The 22,022-nt window shown below is 58.4% G+C and carries 19 protein-coding genes; 10 read left to right on the plus strand and 9 right to left on the minus strand.

What is annotated here, in order from left to right:
* The first annotated feature begins 119 nt into the window (after positions 1-119).
* From TK42_RS19580 to TK42_RS19605, 7 genes are all read left to right on the plus strand, one after another.
* A complete protein-coding gene (locus TK42_RS19580) occupies positions 120-734 on the plus strand; it encodes a biliverdin-producing heme oxygenase (protein ID WP_032879575.1) in 615 nt (204 codons plus the stop codon).
* A complete protein-coding gene (locus tag TK42_RS19585) occupies positions 731-2,959 on the plus strand; it encodes an ATP-binding protein (RefSeq protein WP_103734910.1) in 2,229 nt (742 codons plus the stop codon). The genes TK42_RS19580 and TK42_RS19585 overlap by 4 nt, the downstream gene beginning before the upstream one ends.
* A gap of 141 nt (positions 2,960-3,100) precedes the next feature.
* Complete coding sequence (locus TK42_RS26820) at positions 3,101-3,286, plus strand: hypothetical protein (RefSeq protein ID WP_146097887.1); 186 nt, start codon at positions 3,101-3,103, stop codon at positions 3,284-3,286.
* Between the two features lie 120 nt (positions 3,287-3,406).
* Positions 3,407-5,308, plus strand: coding sequence for an alkaline phosphatase D family protein (locus TK42_RS19590; RefSeq protein ID WP_103734911.1), 1,902 nt, complete (start codon positions 3,407-3,409; stop codon positions 5,306-5,308).
* A gap of 409 nt (positions 5,309-5,717) precedes the next feature.
* Complete coding sequence (locus tag TK42_RS19595; RefSeq protein ID WP_103734912.1) at positions 5,718-6,731, plus strand: diguanylate cyclase domain-containing protein; 1,014 nt, start codon at positions 5,718-5,720, stop codon at positions 6,729-6,731.
* Between the two features lie 114 nt (positions 6,732-6,845).
* On the plus strand, positions 6,846-8,099 hold the full coding sequence (locus TK42_RS19600; RefSeq protein ID WP_103734913.1) for an aspartate aminotransferase family protein: 1,254 nt from the start codon (positions 6,846-6,848) through the stop codon (positions 8,097-8,099).
* Positions 8,100-8,193: 94 nt separating this feature from the next.
* The gene (locus tag TK42_RS19605; protein WP_103734914.1) at positions 8,194-8,910 is read left to right on the plus strand and encodes a hypothetical protein; all 717 of its coding nucleotides are present in this window, start codon (positions 8,194-8,196) and stop codon (positions 8,908-8,910) included.
* A gap of 102 nt (positions 8,911-9,012) precedes the next feature.
* On the opposite strand, the gene TK42_RS19610 is transcribed toward TK42_RS19605, so the two are convergent.
* Positions 9,013-10,107, minus strand: a complete 1,095-nt coding sequence (locus TK42_RS19610; protein ID WP_032879564.1) for a pyridoxal phosphate-dependent aminotransferase — start codon at positions 10,105-10,107, stop codon at positions 9,013-9,015.
* 211 nt (positions 10,108-10,318) lie between these two features.
* Here TK42_RS19610 and TK42_RS19615 point away from each other — a divergent pair, with 211 nt between their 5' ends.
* Together TK42_RS19615 and TK42_RS19620 are read left to right on the plus strand one after the other, a co-directional pair.
* Positions 10,319-10,924, plus strand: a complete 606-nt coding sequence (locus TK42_RS19615; protein WP_005791243.1) for a helix-turn-helix transcriptional regulator — start codon at positions 10,319-10,321, stop codon at positions 10,922-10,924.
* Complete coding sequence (locus tag TK42_RS19620) at positions 10,911-11,789, plus strand: queuosine precursor transporter (RefSeq protein WP_032879563.1); 879 nt, start codon at positions 10,911-10,913, stop codon at positions 11,787-11,789. Before TK42_RS19615 ends, TK42_RS19620 begins: the two co-directional genes overlap by 14 nt.
* 141 nt (positions 11,790-11,930) lie before the next feature.
* Here TK42_RS19620 and queC read toward each other — a convergent pair whose 3' ends face one another.
* The 8 genes from queC to hmpA all read right to left on the minus strand — a co-directional run bounded on the left by queC (position 11,931) and on the right by hmpA (position 20,326).
* Positions 11,931-12,629 carry a 7-cyano-7-deazaguanine synthase QueC gene (gene queC, locus TK42_RS19625; protein ID WP_032879562.1) on the minus strand — a complete coding sequence of 233 codons (699 nt, stop codon included), beginning with the start codon at positions 12,627-12,629 and terminating at the stop codon, positions 11,931-11,933.
* 167 nt (positions 12,630-12,796) lie between these two features.
* Positions 12,797-13,684 carry a heme o synthase gene (gene cyoE / locus TK42_RS19630; protein WP_005791249.1) on the minus strand — a complete coding sequence of 296 codons (888 nt, stop codon included), beginning with the start codon at positions 13,682-13,684 and terminating at the stop codon, positions 12,797-12,799.
* Between the two features lie 11 nt (positions 13,685-13,695).
* Positions 13,696-14,031: a cytochrome o ubiquinol oxidase subunit IV gene (gene cyoD, locus TK42_RS19635; RefSeq protein ID WP_003194051.1), complete on the minus strand. Its 336-nt coding sequence runs from the start codon at positions 14,029-14,031 to the stop codon at positions 13,696-13,698.
* Positions 14,031-14,657, minus strand: a complete 627-nt coding sequence (locus tag TK42_RS19640) for a cytochrome o ubiquinol oxidase subunit III (protein WP_103734915.1) — start codon at positions 14,655-14,657, stop codon at positions 14,031-14,033. Before TK42_RS19640 ends, cyoD begins: the two co-directional genes overlap by 1 nt.
* A gap of 3 nt (positions 14,658-14,660) precedes the next feature.
* Positions 14,661-16,679, minus strand: a complete 2,019-nt coding sequence (gene cyoB, locus TK42_RS19645) for a cytochrome o ubiquinol oxidase subunit I (RefSeq protein ID WP_005791254.1) — start codon at positions 16,677-16,679, stop codon at positions 14,661-14,663.
* 3 nt (positions 16,680-16,682) lie between these two features.
* Positions 16,683-17,624 (minus strand): ubiquinol oxidase subunit II, encoded by a 942-nt coding sequence (cyoA, locus tag TK42_RS19650; protein ID WP_005791256.1) that lies wholly within the window; start codon positions 17,622-17,624, stop codon positions 16,683-16,685.
* A gap of 792 nt (positions 17,625-18,416) precedes the next feature.
* Positions 18,417-18,923 carry a disulfide bond formation protein B gene (locus TK42_RS19660; protein ID WP_032879561.1) on the minus strand — a complete coding sequence of 169 codons (507 nt, stop codon included), beginning with the start codon at positions 18,921-18,923 and terminating at the stop codon, positions 18,417-18,419.
* A gap of 221 nt (positions 18,924-19,144) precedes the next feature.
* Entirely contained in the window at positions 19,145-20,326 is a 1,182-nt protein-coding gene (gene hmpA, locus TK42_RS19665) for an NO-inducible flavohemoprotein (protein ID WP_032879559.1), read from the minus strand.
* Between the two features lie 147 nt (positions 20,327-20,473).
* Between hmpA and norR the strand changes: the two genes are divergently transcribed.
* On the plus strand, positions 20,474-22,018 hold the full coding sequence (gene norR, locus TK42_RS19670) for a nitric oxide reductase transcriptional regulator NorR (RefSeq protein ID WP_103734916.1): 1,545 nt from the start codon (positions 20,474-20,476) through the stop codon (positions 22,016-22,018).
* The last annotated feature ends 4 nt before the right edge of the window (positions 22,019-22,022 follow it).

Raw genomic sequence — 22,022 nt, forward strand, 5'->3', positions numbered from 1 at the left:
GATCCACTGGTCAGCCTTTTCGCTTCTTGCGCTCAGCTGACGACAACGAGTTGTGTAGAATTGTCGCCCATTTTCATGCGTCATTCCTGGCCGACAGGCCCACAGTTCGAGCTCATTGAATGCACTCACAGGCCCATGACGTTGGTGCGCCATCCTTGCTGGAAACGTTGCGCACGGGTACCGGCCTGTTGCATGTCGCGTTGGAAAAGCGTTTGCCGTTTTTTTCCGAACGCCTGGATGCCCAGTGGTATCGGCGATTGCTGCAGGCGTACTACGGTTTTTATCAACCCATGGAGGCGGCGCTGTACGACGGTGGCCTGATTCCGGATGGAATTGATATTGCGTCACGTGTGAAAACGCCGACGCTGGTTAACGATCTGCGCGCTCTGGGCCTGGATAGTCCCACCCTAGATGCCCTTCCCCGCTGCACCCAACTCCCCGCGCTGGACACTCCTGCCGCTTGCCTCGGCGCCCTGTATGTACTGGAAGGTGCAACGCTCGGCGGCCAGGTATTACGCCGGGAGATGGCGTCACGCCTGGCGATCGAAGCCGACAACGGCGGTGCGTTTCTCGATGTCTACGGTGCCGAGACCGGCCGGCGCTGGAAAGACTTTCTCGACTACCTGGCTCATCAGCCACTGGATGCGAGCGCTCGAGCGCGCGCAGTGATGGCTGCCCGGTCCACTTTCAGCGGCTTTGAGCAATGGCTCGAACGCCAGGAGGTACTGCTATGAAACCCGAAGATTTTGAAGAGCTGCTTTCCAACTGTGCCGACGAGCCCATCCGCTTCCCCGGGGCAATCCAGCCTCATGGCGTGTTGCTGACGCTGTCGGAGCCTGAGCTGAACATCATTCAGGTCAGTGCCAACGTCGGCACCTTGTTCGGCCACACGCCCGAGGCCTTGTTGAATCAACCGTTGCACACGTTGATTGGCAGTGAACACGCTCAGGTGGTGCAGTCGATGGCCGAGCACAATACCTTTATCGACGCCCCACCCCTGCATGTCACGCTCAACGGTGCTCAGTTCGAAGGTTTGCTGCATCGTCATCAGAACGTGCTGGTGTTGGAATTCGAACCCTTGCTCGCGGATTTCAAACCCCAGGTACGCAATGGTCTCACCAGCAACCTGAGCAAAATGCTGCAACGCCTGCAATCGGCCAAGACACTGCAAGCGCTGTACGCCATCAGCGTGGATGAAATCCAGGCCATGACCGGTTATGACCGAGTGCTGATCTATCGCTTCGAAGACGAAGGCCATGGTCAGGTAATCGCTGAAGCCTCGGCGCCGGCCATGGAATTATTCAACGGCCTGTTCTTCCCCGCGTCCGACATCCCCGAACAAGCCCGTGAGCTGTATCGCACCAACTGGCTTCGGATCATCCCGAATGCGTCCTACGAACCCGTACCGCTATTGCCAAAATTGCGCCCGGACACCGGCCAACCGCTGGACCTGAGCTTCGCTACCCTGCGCAGCGTGTCGCCGATTCACTGCCAATACATGCAGAACATGGGCGTGTTGTCGTCCATGAGTATTTCGCTGATGAAGGGCGACAAACTCTGGGGCCTGATCAGCTGCGGCAACCGCGAGCCGCTGCTGGTGCCGAACGATCTGCGTATGACCTGCCAGACCATCGGTCAGGTGCTGTCGTTGCAGATCAGTGCCATGGAAGCCTTGGAGTTAAGCCGCCAGCGAGAGGAGAAAGTCGAAACCCTGGCGTTACTTGATCGGGCGATGAAAGCCAGCGACGACAATGTGTTCGACAGCCTGGCCCACCACGGTAAAAAACTGATGGACCTGACCTTGTCGGGCGGTGTGGCGATCATCGAAGACAAGCAGTTGCACCGTTACGGCAACTGCCCGGAACCAGCGCAAATCCGGGCGCTGCACAAGTGGCTGCAAACGCTGGGCCAGCCGGTATTTTCCAACCACAACCTGGCTTCGGTGTACCCACCGGCCGCCGAGTATCAGGCGGTGGCCAGTGGTGTGCTCGCCATGAGCCTGCCCAAGCCTGTGGATAACGGTGTGTTGTGGTTTCGCCCGGAAGTCAAAGAGAACATCAATTGGAGCGGTGACCCGAGCAAGCCGCTAAATCTGGAAACTTCTGACACTGGCCTACGCCTTCGCCCACGCACGTCGTTTGAAATCTGGAAAGTGGAAATGGCCGGCATTTCCACCAAGTGGAGCCACGGCGACCTGTTTGCCGCCAATGACCTGCGCCGCTCGGCCCTGGAAAATGACTTGGCCCGCCAGGTGCTGCGCGAACAACAAGCGGTGCGTGCCCGTGACGAGCTGGTCGCAGTGGTTTCCCACGACCTGCGCAACCCGATGACAGTTATTTCCATGCTCTGCGGCATGATGCAGAAAGCCTTCAGCTCCGACGGCCCACACACCTCACGGCGGATTTCCTCGGCCATCGACACCATGCAACAGGCCGCCGGGCGCATGAATGTGCTGCTGGAGGACTTGCTCGACACCTCGAAAATCGAAGCCGGACGCTATGTGGTCAAGCCGGTTGCGCTGGACGTCAGCCAGATATTTGAAGAGGCATATTCGCTGCTGTCGCCACTGGCCTCGGAAAAAGGTATCGACCTGTCGTTCAACGCCGAGCCTGGCCTGCAGATCAGCGCCGACCCGGAGCGCTTGTTCCAAGTGCTGTCGAACCTGATCGGCAACGCCATCAAATTCACCCCCCGCCAGGGCAACATCGGTATCAGCGCCATGAGCAACGGCGAAGAGATCGTGTTTTCGGTACGCGATTCCGGTGAAGGCATTGCGCCGGATCATTTGCCCCATGTGTTCGACCGCTATTGGACCCAGTCCGAGAACAATCCCACCGGCAGCGGGCTGGGGCTGTATATCACCCAGGGGATTGTCCAGGCCCATGGTGGTCGGATCGAAGCCGACAGTGAATTGGGGCGCGGCAGTGAATTCAGGTTTACGGTGCCTAAGCCTGCTTGAGACACACCAAATTCCTACTAGCCAAACATATGGTTACCTATGGCCGGGAACGAAAAACCCGGCCAGCCTCACTCAATCAGTGCGCACTCAAAGGGAGTATTGATGCGACAACAGTCCTCCAATTGAGTAAGGGGTTTTACCATGTTCATCGGCAATTCGTTTCACAGCTTCAGCTATAACATCCAGCAAGGCTTAAAAGATAACCAGCCTCCAGCCAATCCCGCACCAACTTCTTCGCCGCTTGACGGCCCCCCACAGGGGCAGGACACGCAACCAAAACCCAAAGGTTCGGGTATGACCTCTCTCGGAGGAGGCAAACTGACTTAACCGTTACGGGTCACCGGCAACAAGTGCAGTGCAGCGCACCGCGCTGCACTTGCGTTAACAAAACACTGACATCCTCTGCGTTATCCTCTCCAGTCCCACTTGGTATGAGCTGCATTTTTCATGCATCAACCCGACATCCTGCCTGCCGTCATCGCAGGTCCCCTGCTAAGGCGCCTTGAACCGCAGCGCCTGGTTATCTGGTTGGTGGGCAGTCGCGCCCTGCCACTGTGCTTGAGGCTGCAATTACCCCAGGGCGAGACGCTGAATATCCCGCTCGATGCAACGCACTGCCAAGTCGTGCCCGTCGGGCGCCATGCCGTTATCCACTTGATCGACGTAGCGCTGAGCGACGCTCTGCCCCAGGACGAGGTCATCGGTTACGACCTGATCGTCGACGGCATCGGCATCGCACAATGGGCGCCGCACTTGCTGTATGCCGACGCCACAACGCCGAGCTTCGTGCTGCATAGCCGCATCAACCACTTGGTACATGGCTCCTGCCGTAAACCCCATCACCGTGCAGATGAAGGTTTGTTGTGCGTCGACCGCCTGTTGGCGCAGGCCCGCACCCCGCTCGAACGCCCCGCCTTGCTGATGATGAGCGGCGACCAGGTCTACGCCGACGATGTCGCCGGGCCCATGCTGCGGGCCATCCATGCGCTGATCGCGCACCTGGGCCTGTTCGACGAGTTCCTGGAGGGCGCCGTGGTGGACGACAGCGTCAGCCTCTATGGGCATCGCGCCAGCTATTACCACCGAGCCGACCTGCTTCCGGCGCTGGACAGTAACGAGACCCTGCGCGAACGCTTTTTCGGCGGCGTGAAGAAGCCGATCTTCACCAGCAGCACCGCTGACAATCACCTGGTGACGTTCGCCGAAGTCATCGCGATGTACCTGCTGGTCTGGTCGCCCATCCCGTGGACGCTGATCACACCACGACCGCCGCAACTGAGCGCGCCAGAACAACTGCGTTATGCCCGCGAACAAGTGCAGATCGATCAATTGCGCACCGGCTTGCCGGGGGTAGCCCGGGTGTTCGCCCACCTATCGACGCTGATGATCTTCGATGATCACGACATCACCGACGATTGGAACCTCAGCGCTCAGTGGGAGCAAACCGCCTACGGCCATCCCTTCTCCAAACGCATCATCGGCAATGCCTTGCTGGCGTACCTGTTATGCCAGGGCTGGGGCAACCAACCCCAGGTGTTCGGCGAACTGCTGACCCAGACCCAGGCACTGACTGGCCAGGCGCAGGGCAATCATCTGGACGCTGCTGCCCAGGATGATCTGCTGGAGGCGCTGCTGAAATTCCAGCAATGGCATTACGTTTTGCCCACCACCCCTGCCCTGGTGGTACTCGATACCCGTACTCGGCGCTGGCGCAGCGAATTTACCCTCAAGCAACCTTCCGGCCTGCTGGACTGGGAAGCCTTGAGCGAACTGCAACAGGAGCTGCTCGACCATCCGTCGGCCATTATCGTCTCGCCTGCGCCGATCTTTGGCGTCAAGCTGATCGAAACGGTGCAAAAGGTCTTCAGTTGGTGCGGCTTCCCACTGCTGGTGGACGCCGAAAACTGGATGGCTCATCGCGGCGCCGCCCAAGTGATCCTGAACATCTTCCGCCACTCGCGCACGCCCGGTAACTACGTGATCCTCTCCGGCGATGTGCATTACTCGTTCGTCTACCAGGTGCTGATCCGTCACCGCAACGGCGGCCCGAGGATCTGGCAAATAACCAGCAGCGGCATCAAGAATGAGTTCCCGCCGCGCCTGCTGGAATGGTTCGACCGTCTCAACCGCTGGCTGTATTCCCCACGCTCGCCGCTCAACTGGTTTACCCGCCGCCGTACCATGCAGGTAGTCCCGTATATTCCGGACCATGCCGAGGCGGGTGAGCGGCTGTGGAATAGCGCGGGAATTGGCCAGGTGTTTTTCAATGAACAGGGCCAGCCGGATGAGATTTACCAACACAACGCGGATGGAAAGCCTCGAACAAAGATGCTGGCGCCCGAACCATAGCCAAACGCCACTATCCGAAAGCAGCACATCCGCCCTATTCAAACCGTGCAAGCAGCGAGGTAGAGTAGCGCCAGCCACGGAGTATCGGCGTCACCAATAATAACTGGCCCCTAGGGGGCGTTCTCAATTAGTTTCCCCGCCGCGTTGTCGCCTTAAAGCGGGCCAGGCAAGGCGCAGGCCGCAGGGAATGGTTGTTCCCTTTCCAAGGCCTGCAACGCAGGCTGGCCCGCTTTAAGGCACAACCCGAAGGGCCGGGCCTGCTGTTGTGCAGGGCTGCGTTGCTCGAAGCTTATTTGGAATGACCAAACCACGCTTCTCGCGCCTTGCCCTGCACAACAGCAGACCCGGCGCGACGGGGAAACTAATTGAGAACGCCCCCTAGAAGCCAGCCCTTGCAGGGAGCGCGCTGATGGACGATACACCCGGCAACGAGCCACTACGCAATGACTTTTCCGAACTCAACGCCGACCTGCTGCACGCCATCATGGAACTGGTCAGTGACGGGATCTGGGACTGGAACGCCACGACTGGCTACGTCTACCGCAACCCCGGCTGGTACGAAATGCTCGGTTACTCCCGAGACTCGCTGGAAAACAACGTGTTCACCTGGGAAAGCGTGATCCATAGCGAGGATTACCCGCGCGTGATGGCGTTGTTTGATGACTACATCAGTCAACGTTCGCCCCTTTACTGCGCCGAATACCGCTGCCGGAAAGAAGACGGTACTTACCTGTGGATCGAGGATCGTGGCTACATCATTGCACGCAACCCCGACGGCTCAGTGGCGCGCATGGTGGGCGCGCACCGCGACATTCATACGCGTAAATGCTCCATTGAACGCTTGCAAAAGCGCAACCAATCCCTTGAAGCACTGGTGGCAGAACGTACCCTTGAGCTATCGCGGGTCAATCAACAATTGCAGATACAGCTGGACGAAAACCGCTCCCTGGCCGAGCGCGACGCGCTGACACGCATCGCCAACCGTTATCGCCTGGAAAAATGCCTGCTGGAAGAATGCGACCGCGCCGAACGCTTTCGTGTGCCCCTGGCGCTGGTGGCGATGGACATCGATGACTTCAAGCCGGTCAATGACCGATACGGTCACGGCGTCGGTGATCAGACGCTGATAGGGGTGGCGGAACGTCTGGAAAGCTGCGTACGCACAACTGACCTGCTGGCTCGCTGGGGCGGCGATGAGTTCATGGTGGTGCTGCCTGCAAGCAACCTGGACACGGCGAAGGAATTGGCCGAAAGGATTCGCCGTGCAATCAAACAGTCGCCTATCGTCAACGACCTCAACGTCACCCTGAGCCTGGGGATTGTAGAGCGGCGCATGGGTGAGTCTCCCGCCGCGCTGGTGGCAAGGGCTGACCGAGCGCTATATCGGTCCAAGGCGGCTGGCAAAGATGGGGTGTCGGATTAATGCAGACAAGCGCTCCTTCCGATTTGGAATGACCCGGCGACTTTATTTCGTTTGCGGCAAGGCCCGGTGCGCGGCTTAGATAAACCACGCCCAGCCTTGTCGAGTACGCGATTCATGAGCCACGCCAGCATCAGCCAATCGATTTCCATCGTCCATCCCATCAGCCTCAGCCACGGTAAAAACGCTGAGGTGTGGGACACCGCGGGCAAACGCTACATCGATTTTGTCGGCGGTATCGGCGTGCTCAACCTGGGCCATTGCCATCCGGGCGTAGTGGCGGCGATTCGCGAGCAAGCAACCAGGCTTACCCACTACGCATTCAACGCCGCACCGCATACGCCCTACATCGAGTTGATGCAACGCCTGACGGCGTTTATCCCGGTGCACTACCCGGTCAGCGGCATGCTCACCAACAGTGGCGCGGAAGCGGCGGAAAATGCGTTGAAGATCGTCCGCGGCGCCACCGGGCGATCGGCGGTGATCGCCTTTGATGGAGCCTTCCACGGCCGAACCCTGGCGACCCTCAACCTCAATGGCAAGGTGGTGCCTTACAAGCAGAAGGTCGGAGTACTGCCTGGCCCGGTGTATCACCTGCCGTACCCCAGTGTCGATAACGGCGTGACCTGCGCCGAAGCGCTGAAGGCGATGGACCGTCTGTTCAGCGTGGAAATCGACGTAAACGATGTGGCCTGTTTCATCATCGAGCCGGTGCAGGGCGAAGCCGGTTTCCTCGCTCTCGATATCGAGTTTGCCCAAGCCCTGCGGTGCTTTTGCGACGAGCACAACATTCTGCTGATTGTCGATGAGATCCAGTCCGGCTTTGGTCGCACGGGGCAGCGCTTTGCCTTTTCGCGCCTGGGCATCGAACCGGATCTGTTGCTGCTCGGCAAAAGCATCGCTGGCGGCGTGCCGTTGGGTGCTGTGGTGGGGCGCAAGGCGCTGATGGACAACCTGCCCAAGGGCGGCCTCGGCGGCACCTACTCCGGCAACCCCATCGCCTGCGCGGCGGCACTGGCTACCCTTGAGGCGATGACCGATGAACATCTGCAAGCTTGGGGGGCACAGCAGGAGGCGGCCATTGTCAGCCGCCATGAAAGCTGGCGCTCACAACAACTGTCGCCCTACCTGGGCCGCCTCACCGGCGTCGGCGCCATGCGTGGTATTGAACTGGTGAATGTCGATGGCACTCCGGCCTCCAGGCAACTCACTCAGTTGCTGGGCCTGGCGCGAGACGCCGGCTTGCTGTTGATGCCCAGCGGCAAGTCGCGGCACATTGTGCGCTTGCTGGCACCGTTGACCATCGAGCCTTGGGTGCTGGAGGAGGGCCTGGATATTCTCCAGGCGTGCTTCGCGCAACTGGACCAATAACGTCACCTGCCCGAACCTGTCTTGACCTGATCCCCCACCCCGCCGAAAATGCCCGACGTTTTTGTCTCCCCGTTTACTACGCAGTGAAATTTTAATGCCTGATTCCTACACCGCAGAATCCGCCGAAAAATCCGTAACCGCCGTGCATGCCAAAGCCGAATACGAAAACGCCATCAATCTTTCACAGCATGTGCCAGCGGCCAAGATCATCAGCGAGATGGTGCTGGACGCGTTTCATACCTCCAAGGAAAGCGACCAGATCCGCGAGCTGCGCATCGCCATCCGCCAGGCCCATGACGCCTTCGACGATGACAAAGCCTACGACCTGATGGGCCAGCTCAAACAATTGAAGGACGCCGAAGCCGCCGATAACGCCGCCCTCGAAGACCTGAGCAGCAAGTTCTCGATCAGCCGCATCCTGTCCAGCTTCAAGGACGATCCCCAGTTTCAGGAACTGGTCTATGGCCTGGCCCTCAAGGTGCTGAACCAGTCGCACCAGGCCATCAGCAACCCAAGTGCCGGCAAGGGCAAGGCAGCACGTGCCAAGAAAGAAGCCGAGGTGTTCGTGATCAGCAAGGATGGCATCAGCGTCACCCTGCCGCTGCGCACACCGCGCTCCAGGCTCAGCGTGGACCGCGAAGCATTCGAGTTCCTGGGGTTCAACTTCGTAGGTGAAGGCGACGAGGCCGAACTGGAAGTGGAAAGCTTTGTGGATAACGCCGGTAATGAACAGCCGTTGAGCCGCAAAAGTGTGATTACTGCGCTGCAGCAGCAGACAGCGTTTGCCGGCTACAGCATTGCCCAGCAGTAACGCGGCAACACCGCTGGACTAAACATCACTTTCAAGAGATAGCACACTGTGGCGAGGGAGCTTGCTCCCTCGCCACAGTCATGGCTGGCTGCAGGTAATGTTTCAGCCAACAGGCGCGATCTGCGCGGCAAACACCTCGCGAAAGCGTTCCATCTCCTGCTGGTTGCCCACTGTCACCCGCACCCATTGCGGCCAGTTCTGCCATACGCGCCCCACCAGCACATTCTGTGCGGCCAGCCGCTCAACCACCTGCTCAGCTGGTTGCTTTACATCGATCATGAAGCAATTGCTCTGGGAAGCCGTGCAGCTAAAGCCCCGGCCTTTGAGCCAGGCGACTGTCTCATCACGCAACCTGGCATTGAGCGCTTTGCGTTGGCCCACCAACGTGGTGTCCTCCAGGCTGGCACGTGCGCCCAATAGGCTGGCAGCGGCCGGGACGTTGTCACCGCCGAACACCGCCAGCCGCTCCAGCAGCGCCGGATGACCGATTGCCAGCCCCAGACGCGCTCCGGCCATGCCGTAGATTTTCGAGAACGTACGCAGCACCAACAGATCGTCGTGGTCGTTGACCCAACTCACACAGCTGGGTGCATCGCAGAAGTCGATATACGCCTCGTCCACCACCAGCACGCTACCTTGGGGTTTGTTCGCCAAGGCTTGGCGGATGGCCTCGGTAGGGGTCAGGGTGCCGGTGGGGTTGTTGGGGTTGCACAGGTACAACATGCCGGCCTGTGGGTCTGCCGCGAGCATGGCCGGTACATCATGGGCATGACCGGCGTCGAGGTTCACTTCATGCACCGGTGCCTTGATCGACTCGGCCGCCTGACGCACAAGTTCATAGGACGGTGTCGCCATGACCAGGCCACGGGTTTGGCTGGTAAACGCCAGCACCGCAAAACGCAGGGCCGCCATCGAGCCGGCAAACACCGCGACGTTTTCTTCGGCAACCCCCTGCTGGTGGGCAAACTGCGCGGCCAAGGCGTACATGTCCGGGTAGGGATAGCGCCCAGACGCTGCAATCGCTCGCTGCATCGCCTCACGGGCGGCGTCTGAAGGGCCGTAGGGGCTTTCGTTGTAGTTGAGCCGTACCTTGTCGGATTGAGCCGGCACCGGGCTGGCAACCGCCCAATCCAGCTGGCCAAGTACAGGTAACGCCGCCCCAAGCGCGAGAAGGGACCTACGGCTGAAGCTGACCATGGTGACTACTCCTTGTCGAAGTGCGAGGGATTCGCACAGGTCGGATATAACGGTATGACGAGAAAGCAGTTGCCTGATTTAGCGTCGGGACGTATCCCTGCACTCAGTACTTTATTGTCAACGCGAGCCCATGCAACACTGCGCTGCCGCGGGCCTGGAACTAGACGTTCTGCCGGGTATGGACTGATGACTAAATGGAAGTGGTGAGCACTTGATACACAGACGAGAAAAAACCGAGCACTTGAAGAGCAATATCAAGTACTTGATCAAAAGTCGTGGCGAAACCCAGCTTTCGTTAAGCAATGCCGCCGGCGTGACCAGGACGACCATCTACAACATCCTGGAAGGCAAGGTCGTCAAAGTGCAACAGTCGACCATTCGCAAGATCTCTGATTTCTTCGGCGTTTCGTACGAAGAAATCGAGACCGTCAACTTTGAAGCCAAGGAAGTCATCGAAAGCAATGTTTCCCCCCTGGGCAACAAGAACCCGGCGGCAGTGCCTGTGCTCAAGGAAAGCCTGCTGATGCAGAACCTGGGCAAGCGCATCGGCGAACTGGCCACGCTTTACCCACTGACTTACTACTTCGGCAACTCCTGCAACTTGATCGGCGTTCGCCTGGAGCATGCGATTCCCGGCATCAATGAGCCGGGGGACTTGCTGATCGTGCAGAAAGGCGCATCGAGCGACGATAAAGAAAAGCTGGTGTACGACCGCGCCACCAAGAAGCTGTTCATCACCCTTGAACCCTGCGGCAACTCAGACCGCTTGTGCGTCATCGGCGATATTCTTGAGGAGCGCTTCAATGACAACCTTTGAAGGCGCCGTGGAAAACAGCAAATACAAGTTGCTGGGCTTTGAAAATGACAAGCGCCTGGCAGTGATCATGGTGATCGCCACGGGCAAGGTCGTCAAAATCAAGCTCAGTGAGGTGCTCAACAGCGAAATGATGGACAACTTCAACAAGCTGGAAATCAAGAACCTCTACAAGAAGTTCTATTCACAAGCAGGAGCACTCACCGCCTACGACATTAACGACCGCAATGAAAACTCGTGGATGATCTACATCATCCTGAACCTGTTGCTGTTCACGTTTTACATCTTCACCAGCATCGCCGCGACCAAACCGATCTACCTGGAATCCATGGGCATCATTGTGACGCCGGGCACTTTTTTGTACCCGCTGACCTTCTTGATTGTGGATCTGCTGAACGAGAACTTCGGCCTGCGCCTGGCCCGGCGAGCCATTATGTTTGCGTTTGCCAGCAATGCGATGATCATCATCCTGTTGTATGGCTCAACGTTCCTGCCGGGGCTGCCGGGCTGGAAACTCGATGGGCCGTATAACGACGTGATCCTGCAAGTGTCGTCGGTGCTGGTGGCCTCTTCGGTGTCGTTCCTGGTCTCGGAGAATATAAACTCCTACCTGCTGTGCAAGATCAAAGAACTGACCAACTCCAGGTACCTGTACCTGCGGATTTTCTTCAGCACCTTCTTTGCGGTGATCATCGACAGTTTTCTGTTCTGCTTTATTGCCTTCTACGGCGCCATGCAGACCAGCGATATCCTGAGCATGATCTATGTGCAGATTGCGATCAAAGTCGGTTTTGCGTTCTTCAACATCCTGCCTGCCTATGGGGCGCGCTCGTTGTTCAAGCGCTACCTGACCACTGCCAACACATGAAACCTATGTGGGAGGGGGCTTGCTCCCGATGGTGGTGGGTCAGCTAAGAATGTATTTGCCTCGACACCGCTATCGGGAGCAAGCCCCCTCCCACATTTGGACTTCATACATCAGGTAGAGCCTGGCGGGCCTTGGATGCGGTTACTTCAGTTGCAACTTGTGCTTCAGGCTCTGCATGACATCCGCCTTGTTTTGCAGGTAGTCATTCAAGCCCCGGGCACGCAGGTTGCACGCATCGCAGTTGCCGCAGCCGGAGCCAATGACGCCGTTGTAGCAGGTCAGCGTCTGCTCGCGCACCAGTTCCAGTTGGTTGTGGTAATCGGCCAGGGCCCAGGTTTCGGCCTTGTTCAGCCACATCAACGGGGTGTCGAGGCTCACGTCGTATTCCATGCCCAGCTTGAGGGCCTGGTTCAATGCCTTGACGAACTCGTCACGGCAATCGGGGTAGCCCGAGAAGTCGGTTTCGCACACACCGGTAATCACGGCCTCGGCCTTGACCTGGTAGGCGTAGATCGCAGCCAGGGTCAAGAACAGGATATTGCGGCCCGGCACGAAAGTGCTCGGCAGGCTTTCGCCTGAGCTGTTAACGGTCGGTACCGGAATGTTGTCACGGGTGAGGCTGCTGATCGCCAGCTCATTGAGCAGCGACACATCCATCACTTTGTGCACGGTGGCGCCCAATTGCTTGGCCAACTTGCGGGCCACTTCGATTTCCGCCACATGGCGCTGACCATAATCGAAGGTGATGCAGTGCACTTCGTCATACTGCTTCAATGCCTGGATCAGGCAGGTGGTCGAGTCCTGCCCGCCACTGAAGACCATCACGGCTTTTTTACTCATTGCATTGCTTCCTGCATTTGTAGAATTGGGATGTAGGAGCGAGGCGGGCGGCTAGCCCTTGCTCACGAAAAACGTCAACGATAACGCAGCGTATCCGGTTTAGCGCAGCGCTCAATAAAAAACCCCGCGCGTCTTTCGAAGGCGGGGCTTTTTTACTGCAAGACCACTCAGTGCGCGTAGGTCAGCAACAGCTCTTTCGGTACCTGGAAATCCAGGGACATCATCACGCTGAGCGCGGTGATGGTGAAGATCGAGAACACGAAGAGCTTGCGCGCCCAGACGGTGTCGTCCACCGCCTTGTAACCGGTCCAGGCCATGTACAACCAGTACATGCCCATGGCGGCGGCTACGGCGAGGTAGCTCATGCCGGCGTAGCCACTGAAGGTCAACATCAAGGTCGCCACGAGGAAGGCCAGGATGTAGAGCAGGATGTGTTTCTTGGCCACCTGGATACCACGCTTGACCGGCAATACCGGAATCGACGCAGCCAGGTAGTCATTGAAGCGGAAAATCGCGATGGCGTAGGAATGCGGCATCTGCCACAGGCTGAACATCACCAGCAGCACCAGCGCGGCCATGTCGAAGCTATTGGTTACAGCCACATAACCAATCACCGGCGGCATCGCCCCCGACAGGCTGCCCACCAGCGTGCCGTGAACCGACTTGCGCTTGAGGTACAGGCTGTAGAGGCCGACATAGATGACAAAACCGATCACGGCAAACAGCGCCGCCAACGGGTTGGCCACCTTGTACAACAACACTACGCCCGCAACACCCAGGATGGTCGCGAAGATCAGCGCCAGCTTCAGGGAAATAAGCCCCTGGACCAGCACTCGATTCTTGGTGCGTTCCATCTTGATGTCGATGTCACGGTCGATGCAGTTGTTGAACACGCATCCGGAAGCAACCACCAGGGACGTACCGATCATCGCAGCCAGGAAGATGGCCAGATCGACATGTCCCTTGGAGGCCAGGAAGAAACCGCCCGCCACAGAAAGCACGTTACCGAAAATGATCCCCGGTTTGGTGATTTGGATAAAGTGCTTAAGCGACATCGGGTCTTACCTCACTTCGCCATCATGTAGGTGTGGATGCTGAACATGATCCACAGCGACAGACCAACCAGCAGAACGATCACCAGGCCTGCGAACACAAACGCGATCACATTCTCGCGCTGCTCTTTGGAGCGATCCAGGTGCAGGAAGTACACCAGGTGCACCAGGACCTGAATCACCGCGAACGCCAGGACGATCATCAAGGTGATCGACTTCGGCAAGGTTGGGTACATCACCAGGCCGAATGGGATCAGGGTCAGGATGACCGACAGGATGAAGCCGATAGCGTAAGACTTTACGCTGCCGTGGCTCGAATCGTGGCTGTCATGGGAGTGTGCATTAGCCATTACAGAGTCCCCATCAAGTAAACGACGGTGAATACGCAGATCCAGACCACGTCCAGGAAGTGCCAGAACAGGCTCAGGCAGCTCAGGCGGGTCTTGTTGGTGTTGGTCAGGCCGTGTTTGTTGACCTGATAGATCATCACCGCCATCCACAGCAAACCTGCGGTTACGTGCAGACCGTGGGTGCCGACCAGCGTGAAGAACGCCGACAGGAAACCGGAACGGCTAGGACCGTAGCCTTCGGAGATCAGCAGGTGGAACTCGTTGATCTCCATGCCGATAAAGCCCAGGCCGAACAGGAAGGTCAGGCCCAGCCAGGTCAGCACGCCCTTCTTGTTGCCTTTGTAGAAGGCCAACAGGGCGAAGCCGTAGGTGATCGAACTGAACAACAGCAAGGCGGTTTCGCCGAGCACGTAAGGCAGTTCGAAGATGTCGTGGCCCGACGGGCCACCCGCTACGTTGTTTACCAGTACCGCGTACACCGCGAAGATCGACGCAAACAAGATGCAGTCGGTCATCAGGTAGAGCCAGAAACCGTAGACGGTTATTGGCCCCGAGTCGTGGTGATGGTCATCGTGCCCATGGTCATCGACATGGGCGTGTCCAGCATTGGTCACTAAGTTCGACATGGTTTAAGCCTGTTCCAACGAGGTTTCTACACGGTTGGCCGGAATCTTCTTCTCGGCTACCAGGCGAGCGTGCTGCTCGGCTTCGATGCGTTCGATCGTTTCGACCGGCACCATGTAGCCTTGATCATCACGGGCAGCGTGAATGATGAAGTAACCGATAGTGCCCACCAGGCTCGCGATTGCCAGCCACCAGATGTGCCAGATCATCGCGAAACCGAACACGGTCAACAGCGCACCCATCACCACGCCAGTGGCGGTGTTGTTTGGCATGTGGATCGGCTCGTAGTGCTTGGGCTTCTGGTACGCAGTACCGTCTTCCTTGGCTTCGGTGAAGGCATCAATGGTGTTCGCAGTCGGGATCACAGCGAAGTTGTAGAACGGTGGTGGCGACGAGGTCGACCATTCCAGGGTGTGGCCGTTCCATGGGTCGCCGGACTCGCACATGTTCTTCTTGCGATCACGCACACTGACGTACAGCTGGATCAACTGGCAGGCGATGCCCACAGCGATCATCACCGCACCGAACATGGCAACGTACAGGTACGGTACCCACTCAGGGTTGGTGGTGGCGTTCAGACGACGGGTCATGCCCATGAAGCCCAGTGCATAGAGCGGCATGAACGCGACGAAGAAGCCCGAGATCCAGAACCAGAATGCAGCCTTGCCCCAGCCTTCGTGCAGCTTGAAGCCGAACGCTTTCGGGAAGTAGAAGCTGAAACCAGCGATGTAGCCGAATACCGCACCACCGATGATCACGTTGTGGAAGTGCGCGATCACGAACAGGCTGTTGTGCAACACGAAGTCAGCACCCGGGATGGCCAGCAGTACGCCGGTCATGCCGCCAATGGCGAAGGTCACCATGAAGCCCAGGGTCCACAGGACCTGGCTGGTCATGCGCAGACGACCGTGGTAGATGGTGAACAGCCAGTTGAATAGCTTCACCCCCGTCGGGATGGAAATCAGCATCGTCGCCAGGCCGAAGAAGGCGTTGACGCTGGCCCCCGAGCCCATGGTGAAGAAGTGGTGCAGCCACACCATGAAGCCCAGTACGGAGATCGCGCCCGATGCGTAGACCATCGAGTGGTGACCGAACAGGCGCTTGCCGGTAAAGGTCGAGATCACTTCGGAGAAGATACCGAACGCTGGCAGGATCAGGATGTACACCTCAGGGTGACCCCATGCCCAGAACAGGTTCACGTACATCATTGGATTGCCACCAAGTTCATTGGTGAAAATGTGGAAATCCAGGTAACGGTCAAGCGACAGCAGCGCCATGGTAGCGGCAAGGATCGGGAACGAAGCCACGATCAGCACGTTTGCCCAGGTGCAGGTCCAGGTGAAGATCGGCATGTCCATCAGTTTCATGCCAGGGGCGCGCATTTTCAGGACGGTGGCCAGGAAGTTGACCCCCGTCAATGTCGTCCCGAGTCCTGATAACTGTAGGGCCCAGATGTAGTAGTCCACACCCACGCCCGGACTGTATTGCAAGCCCGACAATGGCGGATACGCAACCCAACCGGTCTTGGCAAATTCGCCGACGCCCAGGGAAACGTTGATCAGCACCACGCCGGAAACCAGCAGCCAGAAGCTCAGGGAGTTCAGGAACGGGTAGGCAACGTCACGCGCACCAATCTGCAGCGGCAAGGCAAGGTTCATCAAGCCGGTGAAGAATGGCATCGCCATGAAGATGATCATGATCACACCGTGGGCGGTGAAGATCTGGTCATAGTGTTCAGGTGGCAGGTAGCCAGGCGAACCCTCGGTGGCCATGGCCAACTGGGTACGCATCATGATGGCGTCGGCAAAACCACGCAGCAGCATGACCATGGCAACGATGACGTACATGACGCCGATTTTCTTGTGGTCGACCGAGGTCAGCCACTCGGTCCACAGGTAGGACCACTTCTTGAAGTACGTAATACCCGCAACCAGTGCCAGACCACCCAGCGCGATCATGGCGATGGTCACCATCACGATCGGCTCGTGGAATGGGACCGCGTCCCAACTTAATTTACCAAACATCGTTTACTCCTCTGCCCCAGCAGTTGAATGCGCGCCTGTATCAGAACCTTCAACCGCGGCCACTTCTTTCTTCTCGTGCTTGACCGGCTTGCCTGGCTTCATACCTTCGTACTTGTCGACGATTTTCTGAAACAGGTCCGGCTCATACGCGGAGTACAAGGCGACAGGGTTGTTCTGGCTTGGTTTGGTCAGGGCGTCGTATTCAGCTTGATCAAGCTGTTTAGGTGCGGCCTTGACTGCAGCTACCCAGGCGTCGAAATCTTCCTGGCTTGTCGAGATCGCTTTGAATTTCATGCCGGTGAAGCCAGCGCCGCTGTAGTTGGCGGAGATGCCTTCCATTTCAGCTTTCTGGTTGGCGATCAGGTGCAGGCGGGTCTGCATGCCTGCCATCGCGTAGATCTGGCCACCCAGTGCAGGGATGAAGAACGAGTTCATCACGGCGTCGGAGGTGATCCGGAAGTTAAGCGGGGTGTGCTCCGGGAAGCGGATCTCGTTGACGGTGGCGATACCCAGGTCCGGGTAGATGAACAGCCACTTCCAATCCAGCGCGACCACTTGGATGTTCACAGGCTTCACGTCGGATTCCAGTGGACGGTACGGGTCCAGAGCGTGGGTCGACTTATAGGTGATGTAACCCAGGGCGATAATGATGAGGATCGGGACCAGCCACACCGCGATTTCGATCTTGGTGGAGTGCGACCACTTCGGCGCGTAGGTGGCGCTGGTGTTGGACGCGCGGTATTTCCAGGCGAAGGCGAAGGTCATCACGATCACAGGAACCACAACCAGCAACATCAGCAGGGTAGCGGTGATGATCAGGTTTCGTTCATCCAGACCGACCTGTCCTTTTGGGTCGAGCAAGGTCCACTTGCAGCCTCCCAGCATTAAAAACATGCCAAGCAGCGGCAAAAAGCCTAGTAATCGGGGGTACCTGTTTTTACTCATCTCACGACCTCTAAAGCAGCTTGCGCAATGCAGTTGGGTTTTGATCGCCAACACTTCACCCTGCCAAGGGTTGGCATTTCTCTTCGATTGAATAAGAGCCTGCCCGACACGTCATAACTGTACGTTTCACGGACCTGCAGTGAGTTCTTATTCGATTTCGTGGCTAAAGGCCTTGTTACAGACCAATTCCATTTGGTGCGGATAGTTGAAAGGCTGCCGGAACCTGGGGTCGCACAGAGCCTTCCATCTGCTCCTCGACCGCTCCAATGCTCAAATATTGAACAGCACCGGACATTCAGTGCGGGCGATTGTAGTTAGCTAGCGATGTATAAACCATGTCTTATAAAGAAATAATTTTTATCGATTCCAGCAACAATCCTTCACCAAAGTTGCAAAGATTCGCGATCTTATCGCGTTCGATTCTCAACAAAAACCACAAAAATTGCCGTGTTATTGGGCAGATTGCCACTTCCCTTACAGCCTGTAAGGGCATGACCAATGGATGCAAGTGCCCATAAACCAAGGGATTCGCAGATCCATCAAGCTCTCCAGACTCGCGCCCGTCACGGCACGGCCAGGCCCACGAACTGACAGCACAATTTGTGCGCCGGGTGCAAATTTAAGGGTCGATTCGGCGGGTCAGAAACGTCCTGCGACAGCGTCCGTGTGACAACATGTCGCACGCTGCGCGCACCTTAAGTTGCCCCTCGTCACAGCGCTTTCACAAATCCCTACAAACCAAAACGCTCCGGCCTACTCAAGAAGGCCGGAGCGTTTTGTCGCTGCGAGGGGTCAGGCTTTGGGATGACGGTTGCGGTAGATACACAGGGGTACCAGGACCACTGTCAGCACGAACGCCACCAGCGCCCATTGGGCCAGGGACAGGCCGAGGATCGGCGGGTAAGGGGTGCTGCAGAAACCATCGACCTGGAACCCCAGGGGAAACACTTTGGCCAGGGGCAGATCATCGACGATCGGTTGCAACACATCGATGCCGCAGCTGACCTGAGGAAAGAACTGGGTGTACACATGGTGGCCGGCGGCGGCCACGCCGCCCAAGGCGCTGAGCACCACCAACCCTTCAAAGAAGGTCACCGCGCCTTTGGTGCGCATGGCGGCACCGATAAACGCGAAGACCGCAATCAGCAGCAAGGCATAGCGTTGCAGGATACACAGCGGGCACGGCGCTTCGCCCAGCACCACTTGCATGTACAGCGCGCCGCCAATCAGCGCCAGGCAGATAATGCCCAGCAACACCAGAAAGCGCCGCTCCCTGCCCAAACGCATGTCGTCAATCATCCCCGTCTTTCCCTTTCTCTGATTATGGTTGTGCCTGATGGCAACAAGTTTACACACAGGCAGTGGTTAAAACAGAGAGGGGTTAACAGCGGATTAATCATGGTAAATGTAGTGATTATGCGGACGCCACCGCGGGCAAGCCCGGCTCCCACAGAGAACGCATTCCAATGTGGGAGCCGGGCTTGCCCGGGATGATGCCGATACGGTCAATGGGCTAAAATCTATTCAAGCGCCGCCGCCGGGCCGAAGAACTCATAGCGAGCCTGCTTATCCGGCACACCCAGGGCCTTGAGGTGACGCTTGATCGCCGCCATGAAGCCCTTGGGCCCCAGGAAGTACGCATCGATATCACGGTCTTCGGGCAACCAGGCCGCCAGTTGCTCCTGATTGAGCATCCCGATCTTGTCCGCCGCCGGGCTGATACCGTCATCCTCGGCGTAGCAGTAGAAGCGCTTGAGCTGCGGGTGCTTGGCCGCCAGGGTGTCCACCCAATCACGGAACGCATGCACCCCGCCATTACGCGCACAGTGAATAAAGTGCACCGGCCGCTCGCTCGCCAGGGCTGCTTCGAGCATCGGCAGGGTTGGCGTAATGCCCACCCCGCCGCTGATCAGCACCAGCGGCTTATCGCTGGCAGCCAGGGTGAACTCGCCCGACGGTGGAAACAGGTCAACCGTCGCGCCAACGTGCATCTGGTCATGCAGGTAGTTGGACACTCGCCCGCCGGCTTCGCGCTTGACGCTGATGCGGTACATGCCGGTATCGGTGAGGGCCGACAGGGAATAGTTGCGACGCACCTCTTCGCCGTCGAGGACCAACTTCAGGCCGATGTACTGGCCGGGCTCGGCAGCCAGGATCGGGCCATTGTCCACTGGGGCAAAATAGAAGGAGATGATCTCGTCACTCTCCTCCACGCGCTTGACCAACAGGAATGGTCGCGCCCCCCGCCAGCCGCCGGGCGCCTGGGCTTTTTCGTCGTAGATGGCCGCTTCGGCACCGATCAAAATGTCCGCCAACTGGCCGTAGGCCGCGCCCCAGGCACTCATCACCTCAGGGGTGGCAATCTCGCTGCCCAGCACTTCGGAAATAGCCCGCAGCAAGCAGGCACCCACAATCGGGTAATGCTCCGGCAGGATCTGCAAGGCCACGTGCTTGTTGATGATCTTGGCCACCAGGTCACCCAACTGGTCCAACTGGTCGATATGCCGCGCATACATCAGCACGCCATTGGCCAAGGCCCGGGGCTGGTCGCCGCTGGCCTGGTGGGCCTGGTTGAACAGCGGGCGGACTTCGGGATACTCGGACAGCATCATGCGGTAGAAGTGGGTAATCAGTGCTTCGCCGCCGCTTTCCAGCAGGGGCACAGTGGATTTGACGATGGCACGGTCTTGGGCACTTAGCATGGCAGACTCCTGGGTCTTTTTACTCATTACCTTTAGGTAGTCAGTATTCGTGCCAACTAATAAATCCTTAATTTTCAACATCTTAAATATTTTGTAGTCAATATGACTTCTTACGCTTTATAGTCATATCGACTACAAGGAGTCATTATGACTGCAAAATCGCTGCTCACCGCCCTGCTGCCGCTGGTCGCCGACCTGTCCCGCGAATTGCCCGAAGGCGAGCGCTACCGCCGCCTGCTGCAAGCCATGCGCGCCCTGCTGCCGTGTGATGCCGCAGCGTTGCTGCGCCTGGATGGCGAATGGCTGGTGCCACTGGCGGTGGATGGCTTGAGCGCCGATACCCTGGGCCGCCGTTTCAAGATCAGCGAACACCCGCGCTTTGAAATATTGCTCAGCAGCCCCGGCCCTACCCGCTTCGACAGCGACAGCCAATTGCCCGACCCCTATGACGGCTTGGTCGCTGGCTTGCACGGCCACCTTGAAGTCCACGACTGCATGGGCTGCCCGCTGTTTATCGACGACCAGCCCTGGGGCCTGCTGACCCTTGACGCCCTCGACAACGAACGCTTTGAACGGGTCGAACTGGACGCGCTGCAAGCCTTCGCCAGCCTGGCCGCGGCCACGGTCAATGTGGCTGAACGCATTGAGCGCCTGGCGCTACGGGCCGAGGACGAGCACCAGCGCGCCGAAATCTATCGCCAGGCCAGCGGTCAGCAGCACAAGGAAATGATCGGCCAGAGCAAAGCGCACAAACGGCTGGTCGAGGAAATCAAGCTGGTGGGCGGCAGCGACCTGACCGTGCTGATCACCGGCGAAACCGGGGTCGGCAAGGAACTGGTGGCCCAGGCGATCCATGCCGCGTCATCGCGTGCCGACAAGCCGATGATCAGCCTCAATTGCGCCGCGCTACCGGAAACCCTGGTAGAGAGCGAGCTGTTCGGCCATGTGCGCGGTGCTTTCACCGGCGCGTTGAATGAGCGACGGGGCAAATTCGAACTGGCCAACGGCGGCACGTTGTTTCTGGACGAAGTGGGTGAACTGTCATTGAGCGTGCAGGCCAAGCTGCTGCGCGTATTGCAAAGCGGCCAGTTGCAGCGCCTGGGCTCGGACAAGGAACACCAGGTGGACGTGCGCCTGATTGCCGCCACCAACCGCGACCTTGCCGAAGAGGTGCGCAATAGCCGCTACCGCGCCGATTTCTACCATCGCCTGAGCGTGTACCCGCTGCAAGTGCCGGCGCTGCGTGAGCGCGGACGGGATGTGCTGCTATTGGCAGGCTTTTTCCTCGAACAGAACCGGTCGCGCATGGGCCTGGGTAGCTTGCGCCTGACCAGTGACGCCCAGGCGGCGCTGCTGGCTTACAACTGGCCGGGCAATGTGCGCGAACTGGAACACCTGATCGGACGTAGCGCGCTCAAAGCCTTGGGCAACTGTCGCGAACGCCCGAAGATTCTCAGCCTGAGCGCCCAGGACCTGGACTTGCCTGACGTCAGTGCAGCGGTGATTGATGTACCAGTGCAAGCCGCGCCCATCGCCACTGGCGACCTGCGCCAGGCCACCGAGCACTATCAGCGTCAGATCATCAGCGCCTGTCTGGAGCGTCATCAGCACAACTGGGCCGGCGCCGCCCGCGAACTGGGCCTGGACCGCGCCAACCTTGGGCGCATGGCAAAGCGCCTGGGCCTGAAATAGACCA

The organism is Pseudomonas sp. GZJR-8 (assembly GCF_002916705.1).
Lineage (GTDB): Bacteria > Pseudomonadota > Gammaproteobacteria > Pseudomonadales > Pseudomonadaceae > Aquipseudomonas > Aquipseudomonas synxantha_A.

Excerpts from the sequence above, each read along its gene's own strand:
- cyoD (WP_003194051.1), bottom strand. The coding sequence starts at position 14,031 with ATGGCTAATGCACACTCCCATGACAGCCACGATTCGAGCCACGGCAGC.
- TK42_RS19595 (WP_103734912.1), top strand. The coding sequence starts at position 5,718 with ATGGACGATACACCCGGCAACGAGCCACTACGCAATGACTTTTCCGAA.
- TK42_RS19590 (WP_103734911.1), top strand. The coding sequence starts at position 3,407 with ATGCATCAACCCGACATCCTGCCTGCCGTCATCGCAGGTCCCCTGCTA.
- TK42_RS19585 (WP_103734910.1), top strand. The coding sequence starts at position 731 with ATGAAACCCGAAGATTTTGAAGAGCTGCTTTCCAACTGTGCCGACGAG.
- TK42_RS19610 (WP_032879564.1), bottom strand. The coding sequence starts at position 10,107 with ATGGTCAGCTTCAGCCGTAGGTCCCTTCTCGCGCTTGGGGCGGCGTTA.
- cyoB (WP_005791254.1), bottom strand. The coding sequence starts at position 16,679 with ATGTTTGGTAAATTAAGTTGGGACGCGGTCCCATTCCACGAGCCGATC.
- TK42_RS19580 (WP_032879575.1), top strand. The coding sequence starts at position 120 with ATGCACTCACAGGCCCATGACGTTGGTGCGCCATCCTTGCTGGAAACG.
- cyoA (WP_005791256.1), bottom strand. The coding sequence starts at position 17,624 with ATGAGTAAAAACAGGTACCCCCGATTACTAGGCTTTTTGCCGCTGCTT.
- cyoE (WP_005791249.1), bottom strand. The coding sequence starts at position 13,684 with ATGTCGCTTAAGCACTTTATCCAAATCACCAAACCGGGGATCATTTTC.
- TK42_RS19640 (WP_103734915.1), bottom strand. The coding sequence starts at position 14,657 with ATGTCGAACTTAGTGACCAATGCTGGACACGCCCATGTCGATGACCAT.
- hmpA (WP_032879559.1), bottom strand. The coding sequence starts at position 20,326 with ATGCTAAGTGCCCAAGACCGTGCCATCGTCAAATCCACTGTGCCCCTG.
- TK42_RS19620 (WP_032879563.1), top strand. The coding sequence starts at position 10,911 with ATGACAACCTTTGAAGGCGCCGTGGAAAACAGCAAATACAAGTTGCTG.
- TK42_RS19660 (WP_032879561.1), bottom strand. The coding sequence starts at position 18,923 with ATGATTGACGACATGCGTTTGGGCAGGGAGCGGCGCTTTCTGGTGTTG.
- queC (WP_032879562.1), bottom strand. The coding sequence starts at position 12,629 with ATGAGTAAAAAAGCCGTGATGGTCTTCAGTGGCGGGCAGGACTCGACC.
- TK42_RS19605 (WP_103734914.1), top strand. The coding sequence starts at position 8,194 with ATGCCTGATTCCTACACCGCAGAATCCGCCGAAAAATCCGTAACCGCC.
- TK42_RS19600 (WP_103734913.1), top strand. The coding sequence starts at position 6,846 with ATGAGCCACGCCAGCATCAGCCAATCGATTTCCATCGTCCATCCCATC.
- norR (WP_103734916.1), top strand. The coding sequence starts at position 20,474 with ATGACTGCAAAATCGCTGCTCACCGCCCTGCTGCCGCTGGTCGCCGAC.
- TK42_RS26820 (WP_146097887.1), top strand. The coding sequence starts at position 3,101 with ATGTTCATCGGCAATTCGTTTCACAGCTTCAGCTATAACATCCAGCAA.